Raw genomic sequence first — 18661 nt, forward strand, 5'->3', positions numbered from 1 at the left:
CCTGAATATTTCCCCTTTATCATTCATCAAGACTGCTTTCTATTAAAATTATTCTCTCAAACGGTATCGAAGCAATCTCATACCATTCAAGATGACTACTAAGATACTTGCTTCGTGAACCAACATCCCGATTGACATATTCATCCATTCACTAAATAGTAGGCTGGCAAGTAAGACTACTACCACACCAACTGCTATGGTAATGTTCTGTTTCATGTTTCTTGAAGTTGATTTTGTTAAGCCTAATGCGTGTGGTAAACGACTAAAGTCAGAATTCTTTAAAACAACATCTGATGTTTCAATTGCAACATCTGTTCCACTTCCCATGGCAATTCCGATATCTGCTAAGGCTAGTGAAGGACTATCATTCACTCCGTCACCGACAAAGGCAATGATCCCGCCTTCTGCTTGCATTTTTTCGATATAAGCAGATTTTCCTTCCGGTAGCATATGACCATGTGCTTCTGTTAACCCAAGTTCTCGAGCAACTAAATCTACGGTTCCTTGGTTGTCCCCAGAAAGAACGACAAGGTTTTTGACCCCTAGTTTTTTCAGTTTTTGAAGATTTTTTTTAACACCTGGACGGATTTGATCCCGAATACCCATCAGAACGTTTAATTCTCCGTCGACCGCAGTTAACACAAGAGAATTCCCATTTTTCTCAAAGCGTTCGACGTCTTTTTTAGCTTTTTCGCTTAATTTCACATTTTCCTTTTCCATTAAAGCTACGTTACCAACGGCTATACGATGAACACCTATTTTTGCTACAATTCCGCCACCTTTAACGACTTCGGTTTCTTCAACAGTAGAGAAAGTTGTCTCGCCAATATCCTGTAGGACAGCTTTCGCTAGTGGGTGGTCCGATTCACGCTCCACACTTGCTAAATATCCTAGAACCTCTTCAGTATTTTTTCCGTAAAATTCTTTTTCGGCAACTTCAGGGTTTCCTACTGTCAATGTTCCTGTTTTATCAAAAACGATAGTATCTACTCTGCTAAAGTCATTGATAACTTCACTACCTTTTAAGAGGACACCATTACGTGCACCGTTTCCGATACCGGCAACGTTGGATACAGGAACCCCGATAACTAATGCACCTGGACATCCTAAAACAAGAATCGTGATAGCTAGTTCAATATCTTTTGAGAAAAACCAAACAATAAAACCAAGGACTAACACAGCTGGTGTATAGTATTTTGAGAATCGGTCAATGAAACGTTCTGCTTCTGATTTGGAATCCTGCGCCTCTTCCACTAATTCGATAATTCTACCAAATGTTGTATCTTCTCCAACACGATCAGCTCGAATTTGGATCGTTCCATTTTCTAAGATAGATCCTGCAAATACTTCAGAATCAACCTTTTTACTTACAGGTAGAGATTCTCCAGTAATACTTGCTTCATTAATGTGACCTTCACCAGTTAACACTGTTCCATCTACCGGAACTTTTGCACCCGTTTTAACTAATAAAATATCACCTTCGTCTACATCATCGACATCTACTTCTTCAAATTCTCCGTTTTCCATTTGCTTTAAAGCACTTTCTGGTGCCAGCTCTGTTAATTCTTTAATGGCAGAACGTGTTTTGTTCAAGGTACGCTGCTCCAAGTAAGAACCAAATAAGAATAAGAAAGTAACGATGGCTGATTCCTCATAATTTTGAATCAATACTGCCCCAATAACTGCAATGGTAACTAAAACATCAATACTGACAACTTTTACTTTTAATGCCTGATAGGCTTGGATTGCAATCGGCGCCACACCAAGAATGGATGCAATGATGAGCGACCAATTGAAAATGGCCATGTTGTCTAAGGAAAATCGTCCGAAGAATGCAAGTGCAATCAAAATTGCACTGATCAGTGTAATGGAATTCTTTTTACTTAATATATATCTTTGCATGTTGATTCCCTCCAATTTCATTTTCATTTGTATTCCTTGTTGATGACTCTAGTATAGGATGTTTCTATGAAATAAAAATTGATTCGAATCAAGTTCTATTGTAAAAGTGAAAAATTATAATAGAACAGCAAAACAAAACCAACTGTTTTACGGAATAACTCTTATATATTTTTGAAAAGGAATCTGGTATCCGCAGAAACTAGAGATGGAAACGACTACCAAAATGTACCTGGACCCCACACAACTTCAACACAATTTATATTTATCCAGTTTTTAACACAGGAATGCGGGTTCATTTTGTATATCCGGTGAATAATCTTGATTGTCCGAATTGTTTTTGGGACAGGTACCTAATTTAAAAAACTAGAGATGGAAGCAGCTCCCAAAAGGTACCTGGACCCCACACAACTTCAACACAATTTATGTTTATCCAGTTTTTAACATAGGAATGCGGGTTCCCAGTGAATAATCTTCATTGTCCGAATTGTTTTTGGGACAGATACCTTTTTTCTATCAAACAACCCTTTCAAAAGATCCTGAATACTTTAAGCAGTTAAATGAAATATCCACTGCAGAAGTACAAGATTTATGGGAAGAGTACAAAAAAGAGATGTACTTTCCGATGTATGAAGATTTTCTTCGTAGTTTACGAATGATTTCTCTTGGCGAATTAAAGTGGGACGAATCGGATGAGATTATCAACGAATGGATCACATATGATTTTATGTTTACACCTGAAGAAATCCAACAAGAGAGAGCAAGAATTATCGCAGGTAGAGGTGATTTGGATACCGCTATTACCATGTTAGAAGACTCTTTTGCTAAACAAGCGGCTTCAGAAAGAGATGAGCAATTCGAATATTACCTTTCAATTTACAAGTTGCTGCAGGAAAATCCGCAACACCCTGAAGCGTTAAAAACCTTGAGGCTCGATCGATTTATTGGCAAGGCACCAAAGAATGGTTGAGCTCACTTCAATAAGGGAAGCAGATAAGTAGACGAACTATTCAGATGACGGTAAAATTATACTTATATAATGTAAGTCATCTTACCCCAAAGGAGTGTTTCGATGTATAAAGAAGTAACAGTAGCAGGTAGTGGTGTTCTCGGTAGTCAAATCGCTTTTCAAACTGCGTTACATGGTTTTCAAGTGACCGTGTACGACATTTCAGACGAGGCGATTGCTAAAGGAAAAGAGCGAGTAGAAGGATGGCAGCCTCGCTACGCAGAAGATTTAGGCACGTCTCAAGAAAGTATGACAGAGGCACTTGATCGAATCACCTATTCTTCAAATCTTGCCGAAGCGGTTTCGAACGCTGATTTAGTTATTGAGGCAGTTCCAGAAGTCGTAGCAATCAAAACCGAGTTTTATCAAAAATTAGGAGAGGTCGCTCCTGAGAAGACAGTATTTGTGACGAATTCATCGACGCTTTTACCAAGTCAATTTGCCGAAGCAACAGGCCGCCCAGAAAAGTTTTTAGCGCTCCATTTTGCAAATGAAATCTGGAAGAACAATACGGGTGAAGTCATGAAGCACCCAGGCACAGACGAAACTTACTTTAATGAAGTGTTAGAATTCGCAACGAATATTGGGATGGTCGCGCTACCGATCCATAAAGAACAACCGGGATATATTTTAAACTCTTTACTTGTTCCTTTCTTAGAGGCCGCACAACAACTGGTCGTCAATGGTGTATCGGATCCAGAGACCGTCGATAAGACGTGGATGATTGGGACGGGAGCGCCGAAAGGGCCGTTTGCTATATTAGATATTGTGGGACTGACCACAGCGTATAACATTTCTTCTGGAAAGGCGAAAGCCTTTAATAGCGAAGCCCATAGAAAAGCATCAGAGTATTTGAAAACTGAGTACATCGACACAGGGAAACTAGGAATTGCCACAGGCGAAGGGTTTTACACGTACCCTCATCCAAATTACGAAAAAGAAGATTTCTTAAAATAATATCTACAGAACCTGTGCCTTAATGCACAGATTCTTCAGATTGTAGACAAAAGGATTCGAAATCTACCCGATTTCGAATCCTTTTTCTTTTTTTTGCTATTTTTCCACTGAAATATCGTGAGCAAACTGGTTGTAGTGCTCGTATTTCCTATATTGTTAGGCCATCTGTAGACCTTTCCAGGTCCATGTAGCCAACTTCTTCAGGTTCATGGCAGCAAAAGTAAGCACATCGCCTGCATGGACAATTTTTTTATCCCTCGAAGGGTCGTCCAACGCATACCATGCTTTTCTTTAGCATCCGCAAAGACACGTTCGATGGTCTCTTTACGGCGGTTATATACTTCTTTGATCTCGTGATGGTGACGCAGGTCCTCTGACAGCTCGAGGTAGTTCTCCCAAATATGCCGCTGGATCAGCTTCTGAGGCTTGGCTGCCTGCGTACAGTTCTGCAAGACCGGACAAACAGCACATTCTTTAGGATCCGACGAATACTGACGATATCCATCACGGGTGGTCGTACGATATTTCAGCACCTGTCCTTCAGGACAAAGGTAGCAATCAAAGTGCTCATCGTATACATATTCTTGTTTTTTGAAATAGCCGGGGCGTGTCATCGGTCTTTTATAGGGAAAGGCCGGCAACATCTGGTTCTCTACAAGATAGTTCGCAATCGCAGGTGTCTTATAAGCGGCATCCGCTGCCACTACTAATGGTCTTTTTACATTTTCAATCACAGTGTCGATGATGGACTGGAAAGGGATACTGTCATGGACGTTGCCTGGCGTGACGAGATTCGCGAGCACAAAACCTTTTTCATCCGTGGCTGCATGGAAAGAGTAGGCGAACTGTTTGGTCCTCTCGTCTTTCACGTAATAACCGCTCTCTGGATCCGTCGTCGACTCTTTGATCTCCTTGAACTCTTCTTTCTCAAAAGAATCTGGAGAAAATGGTCGCTTACCGTGTTCCTGCCTGTCCAGGTTTAGCTCCAGTTGGAGCTTCTCTTCATAGGCACGCGCCTCTTTACGGACAGTCTTCTTCGTGAACTTGCGCTTATTCGCAGATGCCTTCACATGCGTCGAGTCGACGAAGACATGTTCACTGCTGAGTAGCCCTTGATCCATGATCTCCTTCAATATACGATAGAAGATCTGTTCAAATAGATCGGTATCAGCAAAGCGTCGTACATAGTTTTTCCCAAACGTCGAGAAATGCGGCACCTCTGAATGGAACCCAAAACCTAGGAACCAACGATAGGCCATATTGGTCTCGATCTCTTTGATCGTCTGGCGCATCGAGCGGATACCGAATGTATATTGAAGGAACGTCATCTTGATGAGCACGACTGGATCGATACTTGGGCGACCTGTTGAAGAGTAGAGGTCCTCGACCAATGGATAGATGAACGAGAAATCGATTGCCGCATCAAGTTTACGAACTAAGTGGTCCTCAGGGACCAGTTGGTCAATCGTCAACATTTCAAGTTGGTCTCTCTGGTTACCAATATTCTTCGTCATCATGGTCGTGTTCCCCCTAAACAGTTGTTAAATCTATTATAAAAAGAAAAAAGACCGCAGACAAACTCAATATTTCATGAGTTTGTCTACAGTGTTAATGCTGATTAAAAACGTCAATTTGTTGACGGTATTGTTTGTCCAGGAATTGACGGATATAATGTCCTTAACAAACCTGAAGAAAGGAAAAGACGCCTCCCATGATGTCGGCCATTACCAGTGGCGCGACGGAAGACGTCCCTCAAACAATATGATTGTTGTCTCTGATTATAGCATAGTCAAATGCGCCGAGAAAAGCGTTTTTTATTAAATGTGCAGAAAAGGTCCCTTGTCCCTGTTGCGAGCATCTGGAGTACAAGGTCATTGGTTCGAGAGAGCGTAAGTTGAAAGATGAGACAGGTAGTGCAAGAACATTTGTGGTCAGAAGGTTGCGTTGTAAACAGTGTGAGAAGATCCATCATGAGCTCCCTGACCTGATGATCCCCTATAAACGTTACGCTGCATCCGTACTTGAAGAGACGATCTTCCAGAGCTCCCACCTGACGGTGGCGGTAGATGAATCGACTCTGTATCGCTGGAGAAAGTGGTTCGATGAGTTGATCGACTACTGGCTGTTCATCCTACAATCCATACTTATTCAATTTCAGAAGAATGAGGCCTCGATAGCCGACCTGTCCAGTCGGCTATTGCCTGTACATAAGCGAGTCGGACAATGGTTCGGTTCAGCACCTGGTTGGCTGGGAAAGATTGTCCATCCGGTTGCGAACCGTCATTTTTGGATACATACCCGTTCTGCGTTTTTGTCCATCCTCCCATCGACTACACTTCAATTATCGACTAGAAGGAGTGTGGAGAATGGGAAGAACAAAAGCAGATGAGAAGGCAACAAATCGGTTTCAGATGATCGCGCCACTATTGAATGAAGAACTAGATCAACAGGGACGAGGAAGGCTCCTCAAGCAGGTCGCGTCACATCATGGACTTTCTGAACGCACCATCCGGCGCTATCTCTCACAATTCAAGACTGAAGGGTTCGAGGGGCTGAAACAGAAGCAATATCGATCAATCCCAGTAGAGTCACAGGACCTGGTGCTCGAGCAGGCCATCTTATTGCGACGTGAGGTGCCGAGCAGGAGCATCGCCTCGATCATCCAGATCTTAGAGTGGGACGGGATCGTAGAAAAAGGTACATTGAGGCGCTCTACATTGCAGGAACGGCTAGCCAAGCGTGGTTATAGTGCGCGCCAGATGAAGTTGTATCATGAGACATCTGGTGCTGTCCGTCGTTTTCAAAAGCGCAGTCGAAATGCCTTGTGGCATTCTGACATCAAATACGGACCGTACCTGCCGATCGGACCAAACGGCACGAAGAGACAGGTCTATATGGTGGCCTTCCTCGATGATGCGACACGGTTCCCATTGCACGTCTCGTTCTATGAGATGCTTGACGCACGGTGTGTTGAAGATGCGTTTCGCGAATCTGTCCGAAAGCATGGTGTGCCAGAGAGTGTGTACTTTGACAACGGCAAACAATATCGCACGAAATGGATGGCAAGGACCTGTTCCAAATTAGGGATACGTCTCCTCTATGCCCGTCCCTACTCGCCTGAATCGACTGGGAAGGTAGAACGTTTCAATCGAACATTTGAGGAGTTCCTACAAGAGGTGAAGCTCGAAAGTCCACAGACCACCGATGAACTGAACAAGTGGCTGGAGGTCTGGTTGGAAGAGCGCTATATCCATAAGCCACATCAGGCGTTAGGTGAGAACACGACGCCGCTCGAGGCCTATCGCAAAGAAGGTACACCGATCCGTCACATATCGGCTGAAGACCTTGCGCATGCCTTTCTGCATTCAGAGAGCCGAAAGGTCGATAAAGCCGGTTGCATCAGTTTCCAGGATGAGAAATATGAGGTCGGAATAAACTTCGTGGGCTGTAAGGTCGAGATCACCTATGATCCACAGGACACCGATGAATTGATCGTAGATTACCCAGGATATGACAGCTGGAAGGCAAAACGATTGGTGATAACCGAGCGGACCGGAAGGCGTCCATCCCTTCCAGAAAAGATGACGAAGGAACCTGCCGGTTCTTCAAGACTTCTAAAAGGTGCACAGAGAAAGAACAAAGAGCGACGGGCAGCTGCCATGACCCCTACTGTTCCAGCAGTCAGCTTCCGAAATATCGGAAAAGGAGGATCAGAACATGTTTGAATCCTTCTTTGAGATGCGCCATACCCCTTTCTCGCGTAGCATCCCGACAACTGAACTCTATGAATCTACTCAGCTAGAAGAGATCATCGGACGACTAAACTACGCCGCAGAACGTCAACTGTTTGCGGTGATGACCGGAGAATGTGGACTCGGAAAGACGACAGCGATCCGCCGGTTCACAGATCAGTTGGACCCGTCGCGTTTCAAACTCCTCTATCTTTCCGACAGTAAACTGACACCCCGTCATTTTTACAAGGGGATGTTAGAACAGTTAGGACTTGAAGCGAAGTTCTATCGAGGTGACTCGAAACGGCAATTACACCGCGAGATCGAACTGATGAAAGGCATCCATAAGTTGACGCCCGTCGTCGTCGTGGACGAAGCACATCTACTCGACCGTGAGATGTTAGAAGAGGTGCGCTTTCTATTGAACTTTCGTATGGATGCGCAAAGTCCGATGGCATTGATCATGGTCGGTCAGACGGAACTATGGGACCGCCTACAGTTACAGTCCTTTGCGGCAATCCGTCAGCGTATCGACATCCAGTTCAAGCTCGACCACCTTGATCGGTCGGAGACCGAACAATACATGAACAAACATCTGCGCTATGCAGGTGTCGAGCGAGATATCTTCAGTGACCTGGCAATCGATGAGATCTTCAGTTACTCGAGTGGCGCATCCCGATTGATCAACAAGTTGGCGACACATTGTCTCCTGTTCGCAGCACAGAATGGCTCCCGCATCATCGACGACCGTATGGTCAAGAAGGTGATCGAAGGTGAACTGGCATGAAGAAGAGCCGTTGGAAGAAGATGCGTTATGAAGAAAGTCTCGACTGTTGGGTGGTCGTCTGGGATGACGAGACAGGTTACAGGATGCGATGCGGAGAATGGTTCGAGTTGTACCTTGGGTACGGGAAGGTGCTCTCGTGTCGTCTAGAGCTCGGAAGAGATTGGTACATCATCACTGGGCAACATGAGGTCCGTTTTTATCTGAAACAAAATGAGACATATCAGGTGAATCTATAAATCATCAATGGGAGGTGCCACTGGCAGCCTCCCATTTGTCTAATGACAAAAAATCCGTCAGGACTTGGACAAAATCATCCATCAACTTACGGTCATTATTTGGCGTCATTAACACTACAGTCTGAGGTACCTATTTAACCTTTGACCAACTTCAATGTAAACTTTTCTCTATTCGCTCTTCTTTGGTCCAGTAACTGTTTCATCTCGGATGACCGGTTCAGTTGATTGGCTAATTGTACATAAGAGACATGTAAAAACTTTGCTATGTCTGCAATTCTATCTTCATCAAGCGTCGGCCAAGTTTTTTCTAGCTGTATTTGTAGAAGTTCTCGCGATTTCAACATGTCTGCAGATGTCACGTAGGGCAAAAAATCAAGGGCTAGTGTGGCCGTGCGATAACGATAAGATGTTGCACCCGTTTTCAGCATTTCCTTTTCTTCGACTAGTTGTTCTTGTAGTTTCGAAATAAGTTCCACTGCGCCACCTCCTTGACTAGTTTATATTTATGCCTTTTCTTTTGAGAATCTCCTTTAGTTGATGATGATTTGAATTAGGATCATTAGGATTGAGCAGAAAGTCTTTATATTCTTCTACAAGTTCAAATAAACTATCTAGATCACATAGCTCTAGGAGATCTGTTTCCTCTAAATCTTTCAAATCTTTTTCCCGTCTCGAAAAGATTTTGCTACATGCGAGCAACTCGATCGATGGCACATATACATCTATATGGGTGAAGCGTGTGCCTTCTAAACGAAACCTGTCTCTTTCTTTAAAATCTTCTGCAGGCGGGACCTCCATAATACCGCCCACGATATCAATCGCAAGTTCACTTAAGATGTCCATGAACCCCTTCGCATCGGTAGACGATAGGATATTGATATCGATGTCACGGGTAGGGCGAAATTTTCTATCTGCTTGCTGCATATGAAGCAACAATGCAGCTCCTCCAAGCAATAAGATTTCTGCTCGGATATTGCGTATCTCACATAACACATCGAGCTCGTCTAGCGCGACTAGTATGGATTCTATCTCTGTCATTTTATCTCCAAAGGCAGCCAGTGTACTCACGCTCCATTCCTACTAGACGTCTTGTTAGTATATTCAGTATAAATGCTTAGAATACTCTATACAACCGTTTGGATTTTTATTGAGTGTCCGTGTTGGTGGTGGCGATAGGAACCTTTTTGAGAAAGAAGCAAGGGCTTTTAAGAACAGAAAGTTCAAAAATGGAGATTTACACCATATCCGGCCTGTCACTCTATTTATATCTCTGTCCAAATTATGTTTATGACAGGCCGCCGTATTTGACTACAATGCCAACAGGAAATCTTCAATATGCTTCTGTTTATCTTCTTCATTTCTTTCCTGACACATGACAAGAAATCCGGCACTTGGTGGACATCTTCATCCATCTTCTCCCGGATCTTGCTTGCTAGCTCTTCTTTACTAACTCACTTCTCTTACTGACAATCACCACTCCACTACAATTGGAAGCAGCCCCCAAAAGGTACCTGGTACCCACACAACTTCTGCGGGCGGAGGCAGGTGACATCAGCAAAATCATGCGTCTTGTGAATCGGCGGTATAGCGATGTGTATCGACATAGCCGAGGTCATGTCGGCCGGATCTATCAACGGCGCTATTGGTCGAAGGGTGCCCAGACCGTCCTCGACCTATTGCACACGAGCGTCTACATTCACCGCAACCCGATAGAGACAGCCATCCCGATGGTCACGGACCTCCACGACTACCCCTATAGTTCATTCCCCTATTATGCGGGTACTCGGACAGACATGCCCCGATTCTTGGATATCGACCTCCTCCCTCGACTCATGCCCTATCCGTATCCACCGAACCATGCCGGCTACTGTACGTTCGTTCTCGGCAACCGCTTCTTGGCGGAAGAGGATGCGCACGAGGAGGACGACGAGCGGACAGATACGCTTTTCGGTCAGGAATGATTTGTCTGGCGGACGGAGAGGATCGCGTCAGAATCAGAGAAACCTGGTATGGACTGACGATTACAGTAAAGAACTATTTCAGAATTCTGTTCTGAGTTATCTGTTAACAAACTTCCAGAATTCCCCTCTGAGGTACATGTTGACCAAACCTGCACCACACTACTCTGTCTATTCACTACAATTCTATAAATATGAAGGAGGAACCCAGCAATAGCAAGGTCCCTCCTTCGTTTATGCAAATTGTGTTGAATTGTTTCGTGCACAGGTACCGATTTTACCATTTATACAAATTGAGTTGAATTGTTTTATGCAAAGGTATCGATTTTTCAATTTTCTTATTTTTCTCTTCTTAAAAAAACTACAAATTGAAATACAAAGTAAAAGCTATTACTGATTAATAAAGCATTTGAGTAACCATAGAGACCATAATAAGGTGTCAATAATAATGCTGAGATAATAAAAATAAACAATGTGCTGATACTCATATAAACTTGCCAATTCATTTTATTATATCTTAAATTAAAGGGTTGAAATAAAGAAGAGAGTATAGATATGTAAATTGCTGCAGTAGTTATATATATAATCTTTAAAGATTCTTCTGCCCATTCTGGGTATAAGATATTTAAAATGAATGGACTTAAAAATACTGTGCTAATATATCCTAACAACATTGTAACTAAAGCTATCAGGAAACCTTTGAAAAACAGAGCATTTGATATACCTTTAGATCTTGTTAAATAACTTAAAATTACACTACTAATTGGACTAAACACCATTGAAAGTATTTTTCCCACTATTGTTGCAGTGAAGTATATCGCAACACTTATTGGACCTAATAGCGGTAATAATAAAATTTTATCCGCATAATTTATTAGATTTTTTAACAACCCTGCAATATACAGTTTAATAAAATCTTGAAAAGTTGATTTAAAAGATATCGATTTTGATAATGGTTCTTTCCAAATTTTTGTGGAATTAAAAATATGTAAACATGCCAATAATATACCACTAAGATATATTATTTCCCAATACCCACTAATATAATACAATCCAATACCTAATAGATATCCGAAGCTCAATAAAATATTGTTTATCAAGAGACCTAGAAAATTTAATTTAATTCTAAATTCTACAATCCAATAATCCTTAAGTAAAAGGCTAATAAGTATTAACGTTTGAAGTATTATATTCACAGGGGCGATTTCAAAACCCCCAAATACCCAAACATTAACAAAGACTAAAATCGCAAAGAAAGAAGAACTTATTCCCAAAAACTGAAAATCTTCAACTTTATCATATTTACTATAATAATCATTTTTTATTAGTCTAATGTTATTTAATACGTTACCTAATGGAAAACTAATTAAAGTAAGAATACTTATTAAAACAATTATTATTCCATAATCTTGTGGGGTTTCTTGTCTTGCAATTAACGGCATTGCAACTAGTTGAAGAGTAATAAGTGGAAGTGAGGATGAAAGTAAATTAACCAATATATCATAAATAAATTTCTTTTTCAATCTATTCACTTCCGCATTAATACTTCAACTGAATATTATTATTTGCTGATTCGTACATCTTTAAAACCAACTTCAATGCCATTTCGCCATCTTCACCAGTAACAGCAGGCTCACGATTTTCTTGGATTGCATGAACCATATCTTCTAATATCCACTGATGACCAGGAGTTCCCCATGGATCATTTTTCACTTTTTCTTTTAATTCAATAGTCTCTTTCTCTTCCATCTCCGCTACTTCTAGATGTTCGAAATAAAGCGCATTAGTTCCACCAATTTTGACAGTACCATGTTCACCAAATAGTGTTATGGATTCTTCAAAGTTTTGTGGATAAACTGTTGTGGAAGCTTGAATAGAAGCAAGAGCACCTGATTCAAATCGTACGACTCCAACTGAAACATCTTCCGCTTCAATTTTGCGCAAGCGAGTTGCTTCCATGCTAAAGACTTCTGCAGGAGTTCCCATGAACCATAGTAATAAGTCTAAGTTATGGATGGCTTGATTCATTAAAACACCACCATCAAACTGTTTTGTACCTCTCCAAGGCGCTTGATCATAATACTCTTGCCCACGGTTCCAGTTAACAATACAGTTAGCATGGCTAATAGTCCCCAATTTACCTGAGTCTAAAAGTTTTTTTAACTCTTGAACAACTGGACGGTATCGATTTGGATGGACTACAGCTAATTTAACTCTATATTCTTTAGCAGAAGCCAACATTTTTTTAGAATCTTCAAGAGTCATAGCAATTGGCTTTTCCACAATAATGTGTTTACCTGCTTCTGCTACTTCAACAGCTAAATTTGCATGGAACCCACTAGGTGTACAAATACATACAATATCAATATCTTCATGGGATAGCATTTCTGATAGTTCATTATAAGTTGCTGCTTCATACGTAGTTGCATAGAACTCCATCGCCGTATCAACTTTATCGCAAACAGCAACTAGTTTTGCACCTTCTATGTTCTCGATAGCAGAAGCATGTTTTTTGGCAATGAATCCACAGCCTACAATTGCAAAGTTCATTAGACAGTAACCTCTTTTTTCATGAATTGCTTGATTGCATTCGTGACTTCTTTGATTTCTTCAGTCCGTAAATAGGGATGCATTGGTAAGGACAAGACTGTATCACTTAATTTGTTTGTTACAGTAAAATCTTCCTCATTGAATATTAAATCATTAAATGCACCTTGCTTATGCATCGGCTTAATATAATAAATCATTGTCGGGATACCCTGGTCTTTTAAATAGCTTTGAAGGTCATCACGTTGTTGTTTCGACTCTAACTTAATCGTGTATTGAGCGAAGCTTGAATAGAATCCTTCTGGAATTACTGGCGTAGGAACTAAACCTTTTAGTGCAGTAGTATATTGCTCATACACTTTGTTCACTGCATCAAGCTCATAATTCGCAAAAGCTTTCAGTTTTACTAGCAGAATAGCTGCTTGAATTGTATCAAGTCGAGAATTCACTCCAATACGAACGTTGTCGTATTTATCTTCACCTTTACCGTGAACTTTTAAGGACTCTAACAAGCTAGCAAGTTGATCATTGTTTGTGAAAATCGCTCCACCATCTCCATAACATCCAAGGGGTTTTGCTGGGAAGAATGATGTGGTTGCAGCATCACCGAAGCTACCAGCACGTTGTCCATTGATTGCACCACCAAAACCTTGAGCACTATCTTCTAGGACTAACAAATTATACTTATCTGCAATTTTTTGAATAGCTGTGTAATCAGCTGGTAATCCGAAAAGATCAACAGGAACAACTACTTTTGGTGTCAACTTTCCTTCTTTAAGTACCTTTTCAACAGCTTGTTCTAATTTAATTGTATCAATGTTGAATGTGTCAGTATCAACATCAACAAATACTGGAGTTGCTCCATTAAATGAAACAACCTCTCCACTAGCGAAGAAAGTGAAGTCAGGAACAAAAACTGCATCTCCTTCTTTTACATCCCATGCCATTAAGACTAGTGAGAGTGCTTCAGTACCATTCGCACATGTAATACAATGTTTTACTCCAACAAAGTCCGCTAATTCTTTCTCAAGTTGTTTCACTTGGGGGCCACCAATGAAGTGAGCAGATTGCATAACATTTGAGACAGCCTGATCAATCTCGATTTTTAATTCTTGATATTGTGTTTTGAGGTCTCTAAATTCCATATATTGTACCCGCCTTTATTATTTCATAGTTTCAGCTAAATTCTCACCTTCAAGAGAGTAAGTACGTTTACACTCTGCACAATTAAAATCTTGTTGCAATCGATTTCCACACTCACATACCCAACCAATTTGCTTTGCAGGAATACCAGCTACTAACGCATAGTCTTTAACATCTTTAGTAACTACCGCTCCCGAAGCTACCATTGCCCATTTCCCAATTGTATTTCCGCAAACGACAGTAGCATTGGCACCAATTGAAGCACCATATTGAACTAAAGTTTTTCTGTAACCTGAAGGACCTTTTGGATATTTGCTTCTTGGAGTCAAATCATTAGTGAAGACCATAGAAGGACCACAGAATACGTAATCTTCTAATTCTACTCCTTCATATACGGATACATTGTTTTGGATTTTAACTCCATTACCAATTTTAACGTTATTCCCCACATTAACGTTTTGGCCAAGAGAACATTTATCTCCAATTACTGCTCCTGAATGAACATGAGTAAAATGCCAGACTTTTGTACCCTCACCAATTACTACATTATCGTCGACGTATGAACTTTCATGAACAAAGTAAGTCATTTGTTAACCTCCTATTTATAAAAGTTCAATATTTGAGCGATCCGCTACATTTTTCATTGCATTTTTAGTATCAAAAATATCAGTAGCATGTTTTTGAACGAAGTCATAATCCACATTCGAATGAGAAGTTGTTACAAGTATCAGGTCTTTAGATGAAAGCACTTCTGGAGTTAACTCAACTTCACCCTTCTTATATTGACCATGGTAGTTATACTCTGGGACATACGAGTCATAGAAAGTAACTTCAGCACCGTGTTTTTCTAATTCCCTCATCACATCAATTGCTGGACTTTCGCGGAAATCATCGATATCTTGTTTATAAGCAACTCCTAGGAGCATTACTTTTGCCCCATTTAGAGCTTTCTTCTTACGGTTAAGAATTTTGCTAGCACGCTCTACTGTATACTCAGGCATACGATCATTTACCATCATGGACGCTTCAATCATCGAAGTGTGGAATCCAAATTCACGCGCTTTCCATGACAAATAATATGGATCAAGAGGAATACAGTGACCACCTAAACCTGGTCCAGGGTAAAACGCTTGGAAGCCATAAGGCTTTGATTTAGCTGCATCAATTACTTCCCAGAAATTAATACCCATCTTGTGGCTAAGAATTGCAAGCTCGTTTACAAGTCCAATATTAACATTTCGATATGTATTCTCTAATATTTTCTCCATCTCTGCTACTGCAGGAGATGACACTTTGTGTACTGGAGCTTCTAGAATGTTTTCGTACATTGCCGCAGCAACTTCTGTACATTGTGGAGTTATTCCGCCAACAACTTTAGGCGTATTTTTAGTTTTAAATTTTAAGTTACCTGGATCTACTCGTTCTGGGGAGAAGGCCAAGAAAAAATCTTCTCCAACTTTTAATCCGGTAGATTCTAAAATTGGCTTTAACAATTCCTCAGTTGTTCCTGGGTAAGTTGTTGACTCTAAAACAATCAACATCCCAGGTCGTAAGTACTTTACTATACTTTCTGCAGATGCTTTTACGTAACTGATATCTGGTTGTTGATATTCATCAAGTGGTGTTGGTACACAAATACAAATTGCATCAGCTTCAGCTACTCTAGATAAATCCTCAGTAGCTACTAAGTACCCTGAATCAACAATTGCAGTAAGGTCTTCATTCACTACATCTCCGATATAATTAATTCCATTATTGACCATCTCAACTTTTTCTTTTTGAACATCGAAACCGATAGTCTTGTAACCAGCTTTCGCTTTTTCAACAGCTAAAGGTAAACCAACATACCCCAAACCAATGACACCTAATATCGCATCTTTTGCTTCTAATTTCAATTTCAAGTTTTCAGTTAAAACTTTACCACTCAATCTAAGCTCTCCATTCTAAAATAGCATTTGCTATATTTTCTGCTGCATTTCCATCCCCAAAATGTTTTGGTTGAGGATGTTTATAACAATTCAAATCTCTCTTAACATGTTTAATTATTTCATTTTGATTTATGGAACTTAAAACATTCCAACCATTTTCTAAAGTTTCAATCCATTCTGTTTGATCACGTAAAGTTGTACATGGTGTTTCTAAGAAATAGGCCTCTTTTTGAAGACCACCAGAATCAGTGATTACCATTTCTGCATTCTTAGTCAAGTACAACATCATTAAATAACCAACGGGGTTAATAAGTAACACATTTTTAAGTTCCATTGATAATTCATTAATAATTTTTCTTGTTCTTGGATGTATCGGTAAAATCACCTTATAATCCAAGCTCTCAAGCGCTTGTAGAATTTCAATTATTTTATTTGGTGCGTCTGTATTTTCAGCACGATGTATAGTCGATAAATAGAATTTTTCTCCAACTTCTAAATCGAATACTAGGTTCTCACTGATTAATTCAGAAATAAATGCTCCCGAATTATATTTTGTTTCTGCAAAGTCTATATTACGGAGAACAACATCGTACATAATGTCTCCTGTATTGATGACGTTCTCAACAAGACCTTCAGACTTAAGATTTTCAACTGCAGTTTTTGTAGGACATAACAGTAATGTTGAAATATGATCAGTTAAAACTCTGTTCTGTTCTTCCGGCATTAATTTGTTATAACTTCTCAATCCAGCTTCTACATGAAAGACTGGTATGTGCAACTTACTTGCTGCAAGAGCGCCAGCAAGTGTAGAGTTTGTATCGCCGTATACTAGAATACCATCTGGATTTTCTTTTAATATTACCTTTTCAATTTCAGTTAACATTGCTCCTGTTTGTGTTCCATGACTGCCTGAACCTATACTCAATTGGTAGTCAGGCTTGGGGATATTGAGTTCTTCAAAAAAGATATTAGACATATTTTTATCATAATGTTGACCTGTATGAATTAAAATCTCCTCGTTTACTTTTCTAAATTTTTCCGAGAAAGGGGCGGCCTTAATAAATTGCGGGCGCGCACCAACTATTGTTAATAATTTCATAATAAATCTCCTCTAATTAGTTATAATTGAATTCTAACAATACTGTACCAATATACTGCAATAATAATATTTATTTATAACACTTTATTTTTAACTATCACTACTTCTGAATTCAAACTTCTTAGACTCAGTTGAAGAGAAGAAATACAAAAATATCAATAAAATAATTAGCCCAGATGTGAGCATAGTAGTTAATAGCCCTGTGTCATTTAAAATAACAATCATGTAAACTACATAAGCTGTATATATATTAGAATTAAAACTACCTGAAGATAGGGCATCTATTAATTTTAAAAAAACAGCAAATATTAGACTATATATCAGCATTAATATTAAACCGCCATTATCATAAGCATCTGCTAGAAAACCAGTATTAGCATTTACATTACCACCACCAATAATGAATGTGGAATGTATATTATATGGCGACTCTATATTTAATAAATTTCCAATTATACTTTCAGAAAAATATAATTTAGGATTTACTGAGAAAAATTCGAAATGTTCAAAAGATAAATGAGATGGTATATTCAATTGTCTGACTGGCATTAAGGCTATAAAAAAAATATTTTTAGAAATCTCATATAGAACAACACTTATTATTAGTATTGCAGAAAAAAAATACGCTAAATAGTATTGGAAATTTTTACTTTTTAAAATATAACTTAGACCTAATATCAAAACGACTGAGAATAAAAATGATTTGTGACCTGTCATTAAGTAAAAATAGACCTGCATAAATATTGCTAACGATAACCTAAACTTTTTTCTTTCAAAAAAATATGTTACTAATAACAATGGAATAAACACTTTGGGTATCCAATTAAACAAATATCCTAATAATCCATTAATTTCACTTTCTGATCTTAGTTCATAAACTGAATTAAAATCTAAAGATCTTAAATCAATGCCACCTAAAATAATAGTAAATATTATTAAAAGAAATAACGTAGTGATGAATATAAAATTAACTATATCTAGACTCCTTACCTTGACAAAATTAATTTTAGTTAATAGTGGCAATTTTAAAAAGTTTAATAATAGGATTATTAATATGAAACATGCTGATACCATATTAAAATAAACTGAAGAGGCATCATTGGTCCAATAGTAACTTGATAAAGGAATAAATGTTATATAAATAAATAATAAGAACAATTGAGATGAGGGTTTAGTAAAGTCTTTTTGCATTAAAAGTATAAATAAAATTAAATATGTATATGATATAATAGCCTTAAAATAATTAGGATCCCAGTTAAAACCAGCGTATGAGTAATTACTATATACATAAAAATAATATACTATTTCTAAAAGTGATTTAAATAAAATGGTAAGAAATATAAATTTCATCTTCATAAAATTATTTC

16 protein-coding genes and 2 pseudogenes are annotated in these 18661 nt (G+C 39.3%); 6 read left to right on the top strand and 12 right to left on the bottom strand.

Annotation, left to right across the window (positions count from 1 at the left end; all coding sequences use genetic code 11):
- Positions 1 to 48 precede the first annotated feature (48 nt).
- A complete protein-coding gene (locus ACF3OH_RS10635; protein WP_392454605.1) occupies positions 49 to 1902 on the bottom strand; it encodes a heavy metal translocating P-type ATPase in 1854 nt (617 codons plus the stop codon).
- Positions 1903 to 2377: 475 nt separating this feature from the next.
- On the opposite strand from ACF3OH_RS10635, the gene ACF3OH_RS10640 reads away from it, so the two are divergent.
- Positions 2378 to 2869 (top strand): hypothetical protein, encoded by a 492-nt coding sequence (locus ACF3OH_RS10640; RefSeq protein WP_392454607.1) that lies wholly within the window; start codon positions 2378 to 2380, stop codon positions 2867 to 2869.
- Positions 2870 to 2971: 102 nt separating this feature from the next.
- Entirely contained in the window at positions 2972 to 3865 is an 894-nt protein-coding gene (locus tag ACF3OH_RS10645) for a 3-hydroxyacyl-CoA dehydrogenase (RefSeq protein WP_392454608.1), read from the top strand.
- A 156-nt stretch (positions 3866 to 4021) separates the two neighbouring features.
- On the opposite strand, the pseudogene ACF3OH_RS10650 reads toward ACF3OH_RS10645, so the two are convergent.
- Positions 4022 to 5382, bottom strand: a pseudogene (locus tag ACF3OH_RS10650) (IS1182 family transposase).
- A gap of 299 nt (positions 5383 to 5681) precedes the next feature.
- On the opposite strand from ACF3OH_RS10650, the pseudogene ACF3OH_RS10655 reads away from it, so the two are divergent.
- Positions 5682 to 5942, top strand: a pseudogene (locus tag ACF3OH_RS10655) (DUF6431 domain-containing protein); the annotation flags it as partial.
- Positions 5943 to 6009: 67 nt separating this feature from the next.
- Here the strand turns inward: ACF3OH_RS10655 and ACF3OH_RS10660 are convergent.
- Complete coding sequence (locus ACF3OH_RS10660) at positions 6010 to 6192, bottom strand: hypothetical protein (protein WP_392453993.1); 183 nt, start codon at positions 6190 to 6192, stop codon at positions 6010 to 6012.
- Between the two features lie 39 nt (positions 6193 to 6231).
- Here ACF3OH_RS10660 and ACF3OH_RS10665 point away from each other — a divergent pair, with 39 nt between their 5' ends.
- The 3 genes from ACF3OH_RS10665 to ACF3OH_RS10675 are packed head-to-tail and all read left to right on the top strand — an operon-like array spanning position 6232 to position 8619.
- Positions 6232 to 7590 (top strand): DDE-type integrase/transposase/recombinase, encoded by a 1359-nt coding sequence (locus tag ACF3OH_RS10665; RefSeq protein WP_392454610.1) that lies wholly within the window; start codon positions 6232 to 6234, stop codon positions 7588 to 7590.
- Positions 7583 to 8383 (top strand): ExeA family protein, encoded by an 801-nt coding sequence (locus ACF3OH_RS10670; protein WP_094943787.1) that lies wholly within the window; start codon positions 7583 to 7585, stop codon positions 8381 to 8383. The genes ACF3OH_RS10665 and ACF3OH_RS10670 overlap by 8 nt, the downstream gene beginning before the upstream one ends.
- On the top strand, positions 8380 to 8619 hold the full coding sequence (locus ACF3OH_RS10675) for a DUF5348 domain-containing protein (RefSeq protein ID WP_204592022.1): 240 nt from the start codon (positions 8380 to 8382) through the stop codon (positions 8617 to 8619). Before ACF3OH_RS10670 ends, ACF3OH_RS10675 begins: the two co-directional genes overlap by 4 nt.
- A 134-nt stretch (positions 8620 to 8753) precedes the next feature.
- Here ACF3OH_RS10675 and ACF3OH_RS10680 read toward each other — a convergent pair whose 3' ends face one another.
- From ACF3OH_RS10680 to ACF3OH_RS10720, 9 genes are all read right to left on the bottom strand, one after another.
- Entirely contained in the window at positions 8754 to 9095 is a 342-nt protein-coding gene (locus ACF3OH_RS10680; protein ID WP_204589702.1) for a hypothetical protein, read from the bottom strand.
- Between the two features lie 16 nt (positions 9096 to 9111).
- Positions 9112 to 9687, bottom strand: a complete 576-nt coding sequence (locus ACF3OH_RS10685) for a DUF6036 family nucleotidyltransferase (protein ID WP_204589703.1) — start codon at positions 9685 to 9687, stop codon at positions 9112 to 9114.
- A gap of 1228 nt (positions 9688 to 10915) precedes the next feature.
- Positions 10916 to 12100 (bottom strand): lipopolysaccharide biosynthesis protein, encoded by a 1185-nt coding sequence (locus tag ACF3OH_RS10690; RefSeq protein WP_392454611.1) that lies wholly within the window; start codon positions 12098 to 12100, stop codon positions 10916 to 10918.
- Positions 12101 to 12116: 16 nt separating this feature from the next.
- Positions 12117 to 13127, bottom strand: coding sequence for a Gfo/Idh/MocA family protein (locus ACF3OH_RS10695; protein WP_392454613.1), 1011 nt, complete (start codon positions 13125 to 13127; stop codon positions 12117 to 12119).
- A complete protein-coding gene (locus ACF3OH_RS10700; protein WP_392454614.1) occupies positions 13127 to 14269 on the bottom strand; it encodes a DegT/DnrJ/EryC1/StrS family aminotransferase in 1143 nt (380 codons plus the stop codon). Before ACF3OH_RS10700 ends, ACF3OH_RS10695 begins: the two co-directional genes overlap by 1 nt.
- Before the next feature lie 18 nt (positions 14270 to 14287).
- Positions 14288 to 14854 carry an N-acetyltransferase gene (locus ACF3OH_RS10705; protein WP_392454616.1) on the bottom strand — a complete coding sequence of 189 codons (567 nt, stop codon included), beginning with the start codon at positions 14852 to 14854 and terminating at the stop codon, positions 14288 to 14290.
- A 15-nt stretch (positions 14855 to 14869) separates the two neighbouring features.
- Positions 14870 to 16195 (bottom strand): nucleotide sugar dehydrogenase, encoded by a 1326-nt coding sequence (locus ACF3OH_RS10710; RefSeq protein WP_392454618.1) that lies wholly within the window; start codon positions 16193 to 16195, stop codon positions 14870 to 14872.
- Between the two features lies 1 nt (position 16196).
- Positions 16197 to 17294 (bottom strand): non-hydrolyzing UDP-N-acetylglucosamine 2-epimerase, encoded by a 1098-nt coding sequence (gene wecB, locus ACF3OH_RS10715; RefSeq protein ID WP_392454620.1) that lies wholly within the window; start codon positions 17292 to 17294, stop codon positions 16197 to 16199.
- A gap of 90 nt (positions 17295 to 17384) precedes the next feature.
- Positions 17385 to 18650 (bottom strand): O-antigen polymerase, encoded by a 1266-nt coding sequence (locus ACF3OH_RS10720; RefSeq protein ID WP_392454622.1) that lies wholly within the window; start codon positions 18648 to 18650, stop codon positions 17385 to 17387.
- Between the last annotated feature and the right edge of the window lie 11 nt (positions 18651 to 18661).

Source organism: Chryseomicrobium aureum, assembly GCF_043182735.1.
Classification (GTDB): Bacteria; Bacillota; Bacilli; order Bacillales_A; family Planococcaceae; genus Chryseomicrobium; species Chryseomicrobium aureum.

What these genes read in the sequence shown, in the direction of transcription:
- ACF3OH_RS10635 (WP_392454605.1), bottom strand. Translation starts at nt 1,902, where the DNA reads ATGCAAAGATATATATTAAGTAAAAAGAATTCCATTACACTGATCAGT.
- ACF3OH_RS10645 (WP_392454608.1), top strand. Translation starts at nt 2,972, where the DNA reads ATGTATAAAGAAGTAACAGTAGCAGGTAGTGGTGTTCTCGGTAGTCAA.
- ACF3OH_RS10660 (WP_392453993.1), bottom strand. Translation starts at nt 6,192, where the DNA reads ATGGGAGGATGGACAAAAACGCAGAACGGGTATGTATCCAAAAATGAC.
- ACF3OH_RS10665 (WP_392454610.1), top strand. Translation starts at nt 6,232, where the DNA reads ATGGGAAGAACAAAAGCAGATGAGAAGGCAACAAATCGGTTTCAGATG.
- ACF3OH_RS10670 (WP_094943787.1), top strand. Translation starts at nt 7,583, where the DNA reads ATGTTTGAATCCTTCTTTGAGATGCGCCATACCCCTTTCTCGCGTAGC.
- ACF3OH_RS10675 (WP_204592022.1), top strand. Translation starts at nt 8,380, where the DNA reads ATGAAGAAGAGCCGTTGGAAGAAGATGCGTTATGAAGAAAGTCTCGAC.
- ACF3OH_RS10695 (WP_392454613.1), bottom strand. Translation starts at nt 13,127, where the DNA reads ATGAACTTTGCAATTGTAGGCTGTGGATTCATTGCCAAAAAACATGCT.
- ACF3OH_RS10700 (WP_392454614.1), bottom strand. Translation starts at nt 14,269, where the DNA reads ATGGAATTTAGAGACCTCAAAACACAATATCAAGAATTAAAAATCGAG.
- ACF3OH_RS10705 (WP_392454616.1), bottom strand. Translation starts at nt 14,854, where the DNA reads ATGACTTACTTTGTTCATGAAAGTTCATACGTCGACGATAATGTAGTA.
- wecB (WP_392454620.1), bottom strand. Translation starts at nt 17,294, where the DNA reads ATGAAATTATTAACAATAGTTGGTGCGCGCCCGCAATTTATTAAGGCC.
- ACF3OH_RS10720 (WP_392454622.1), bottom strand. Translation starts at nt 18,650, where the DNA reads ATGAAGATGAAATTTATATTTCTTACCATTTTATTTAAATCACTTTTA.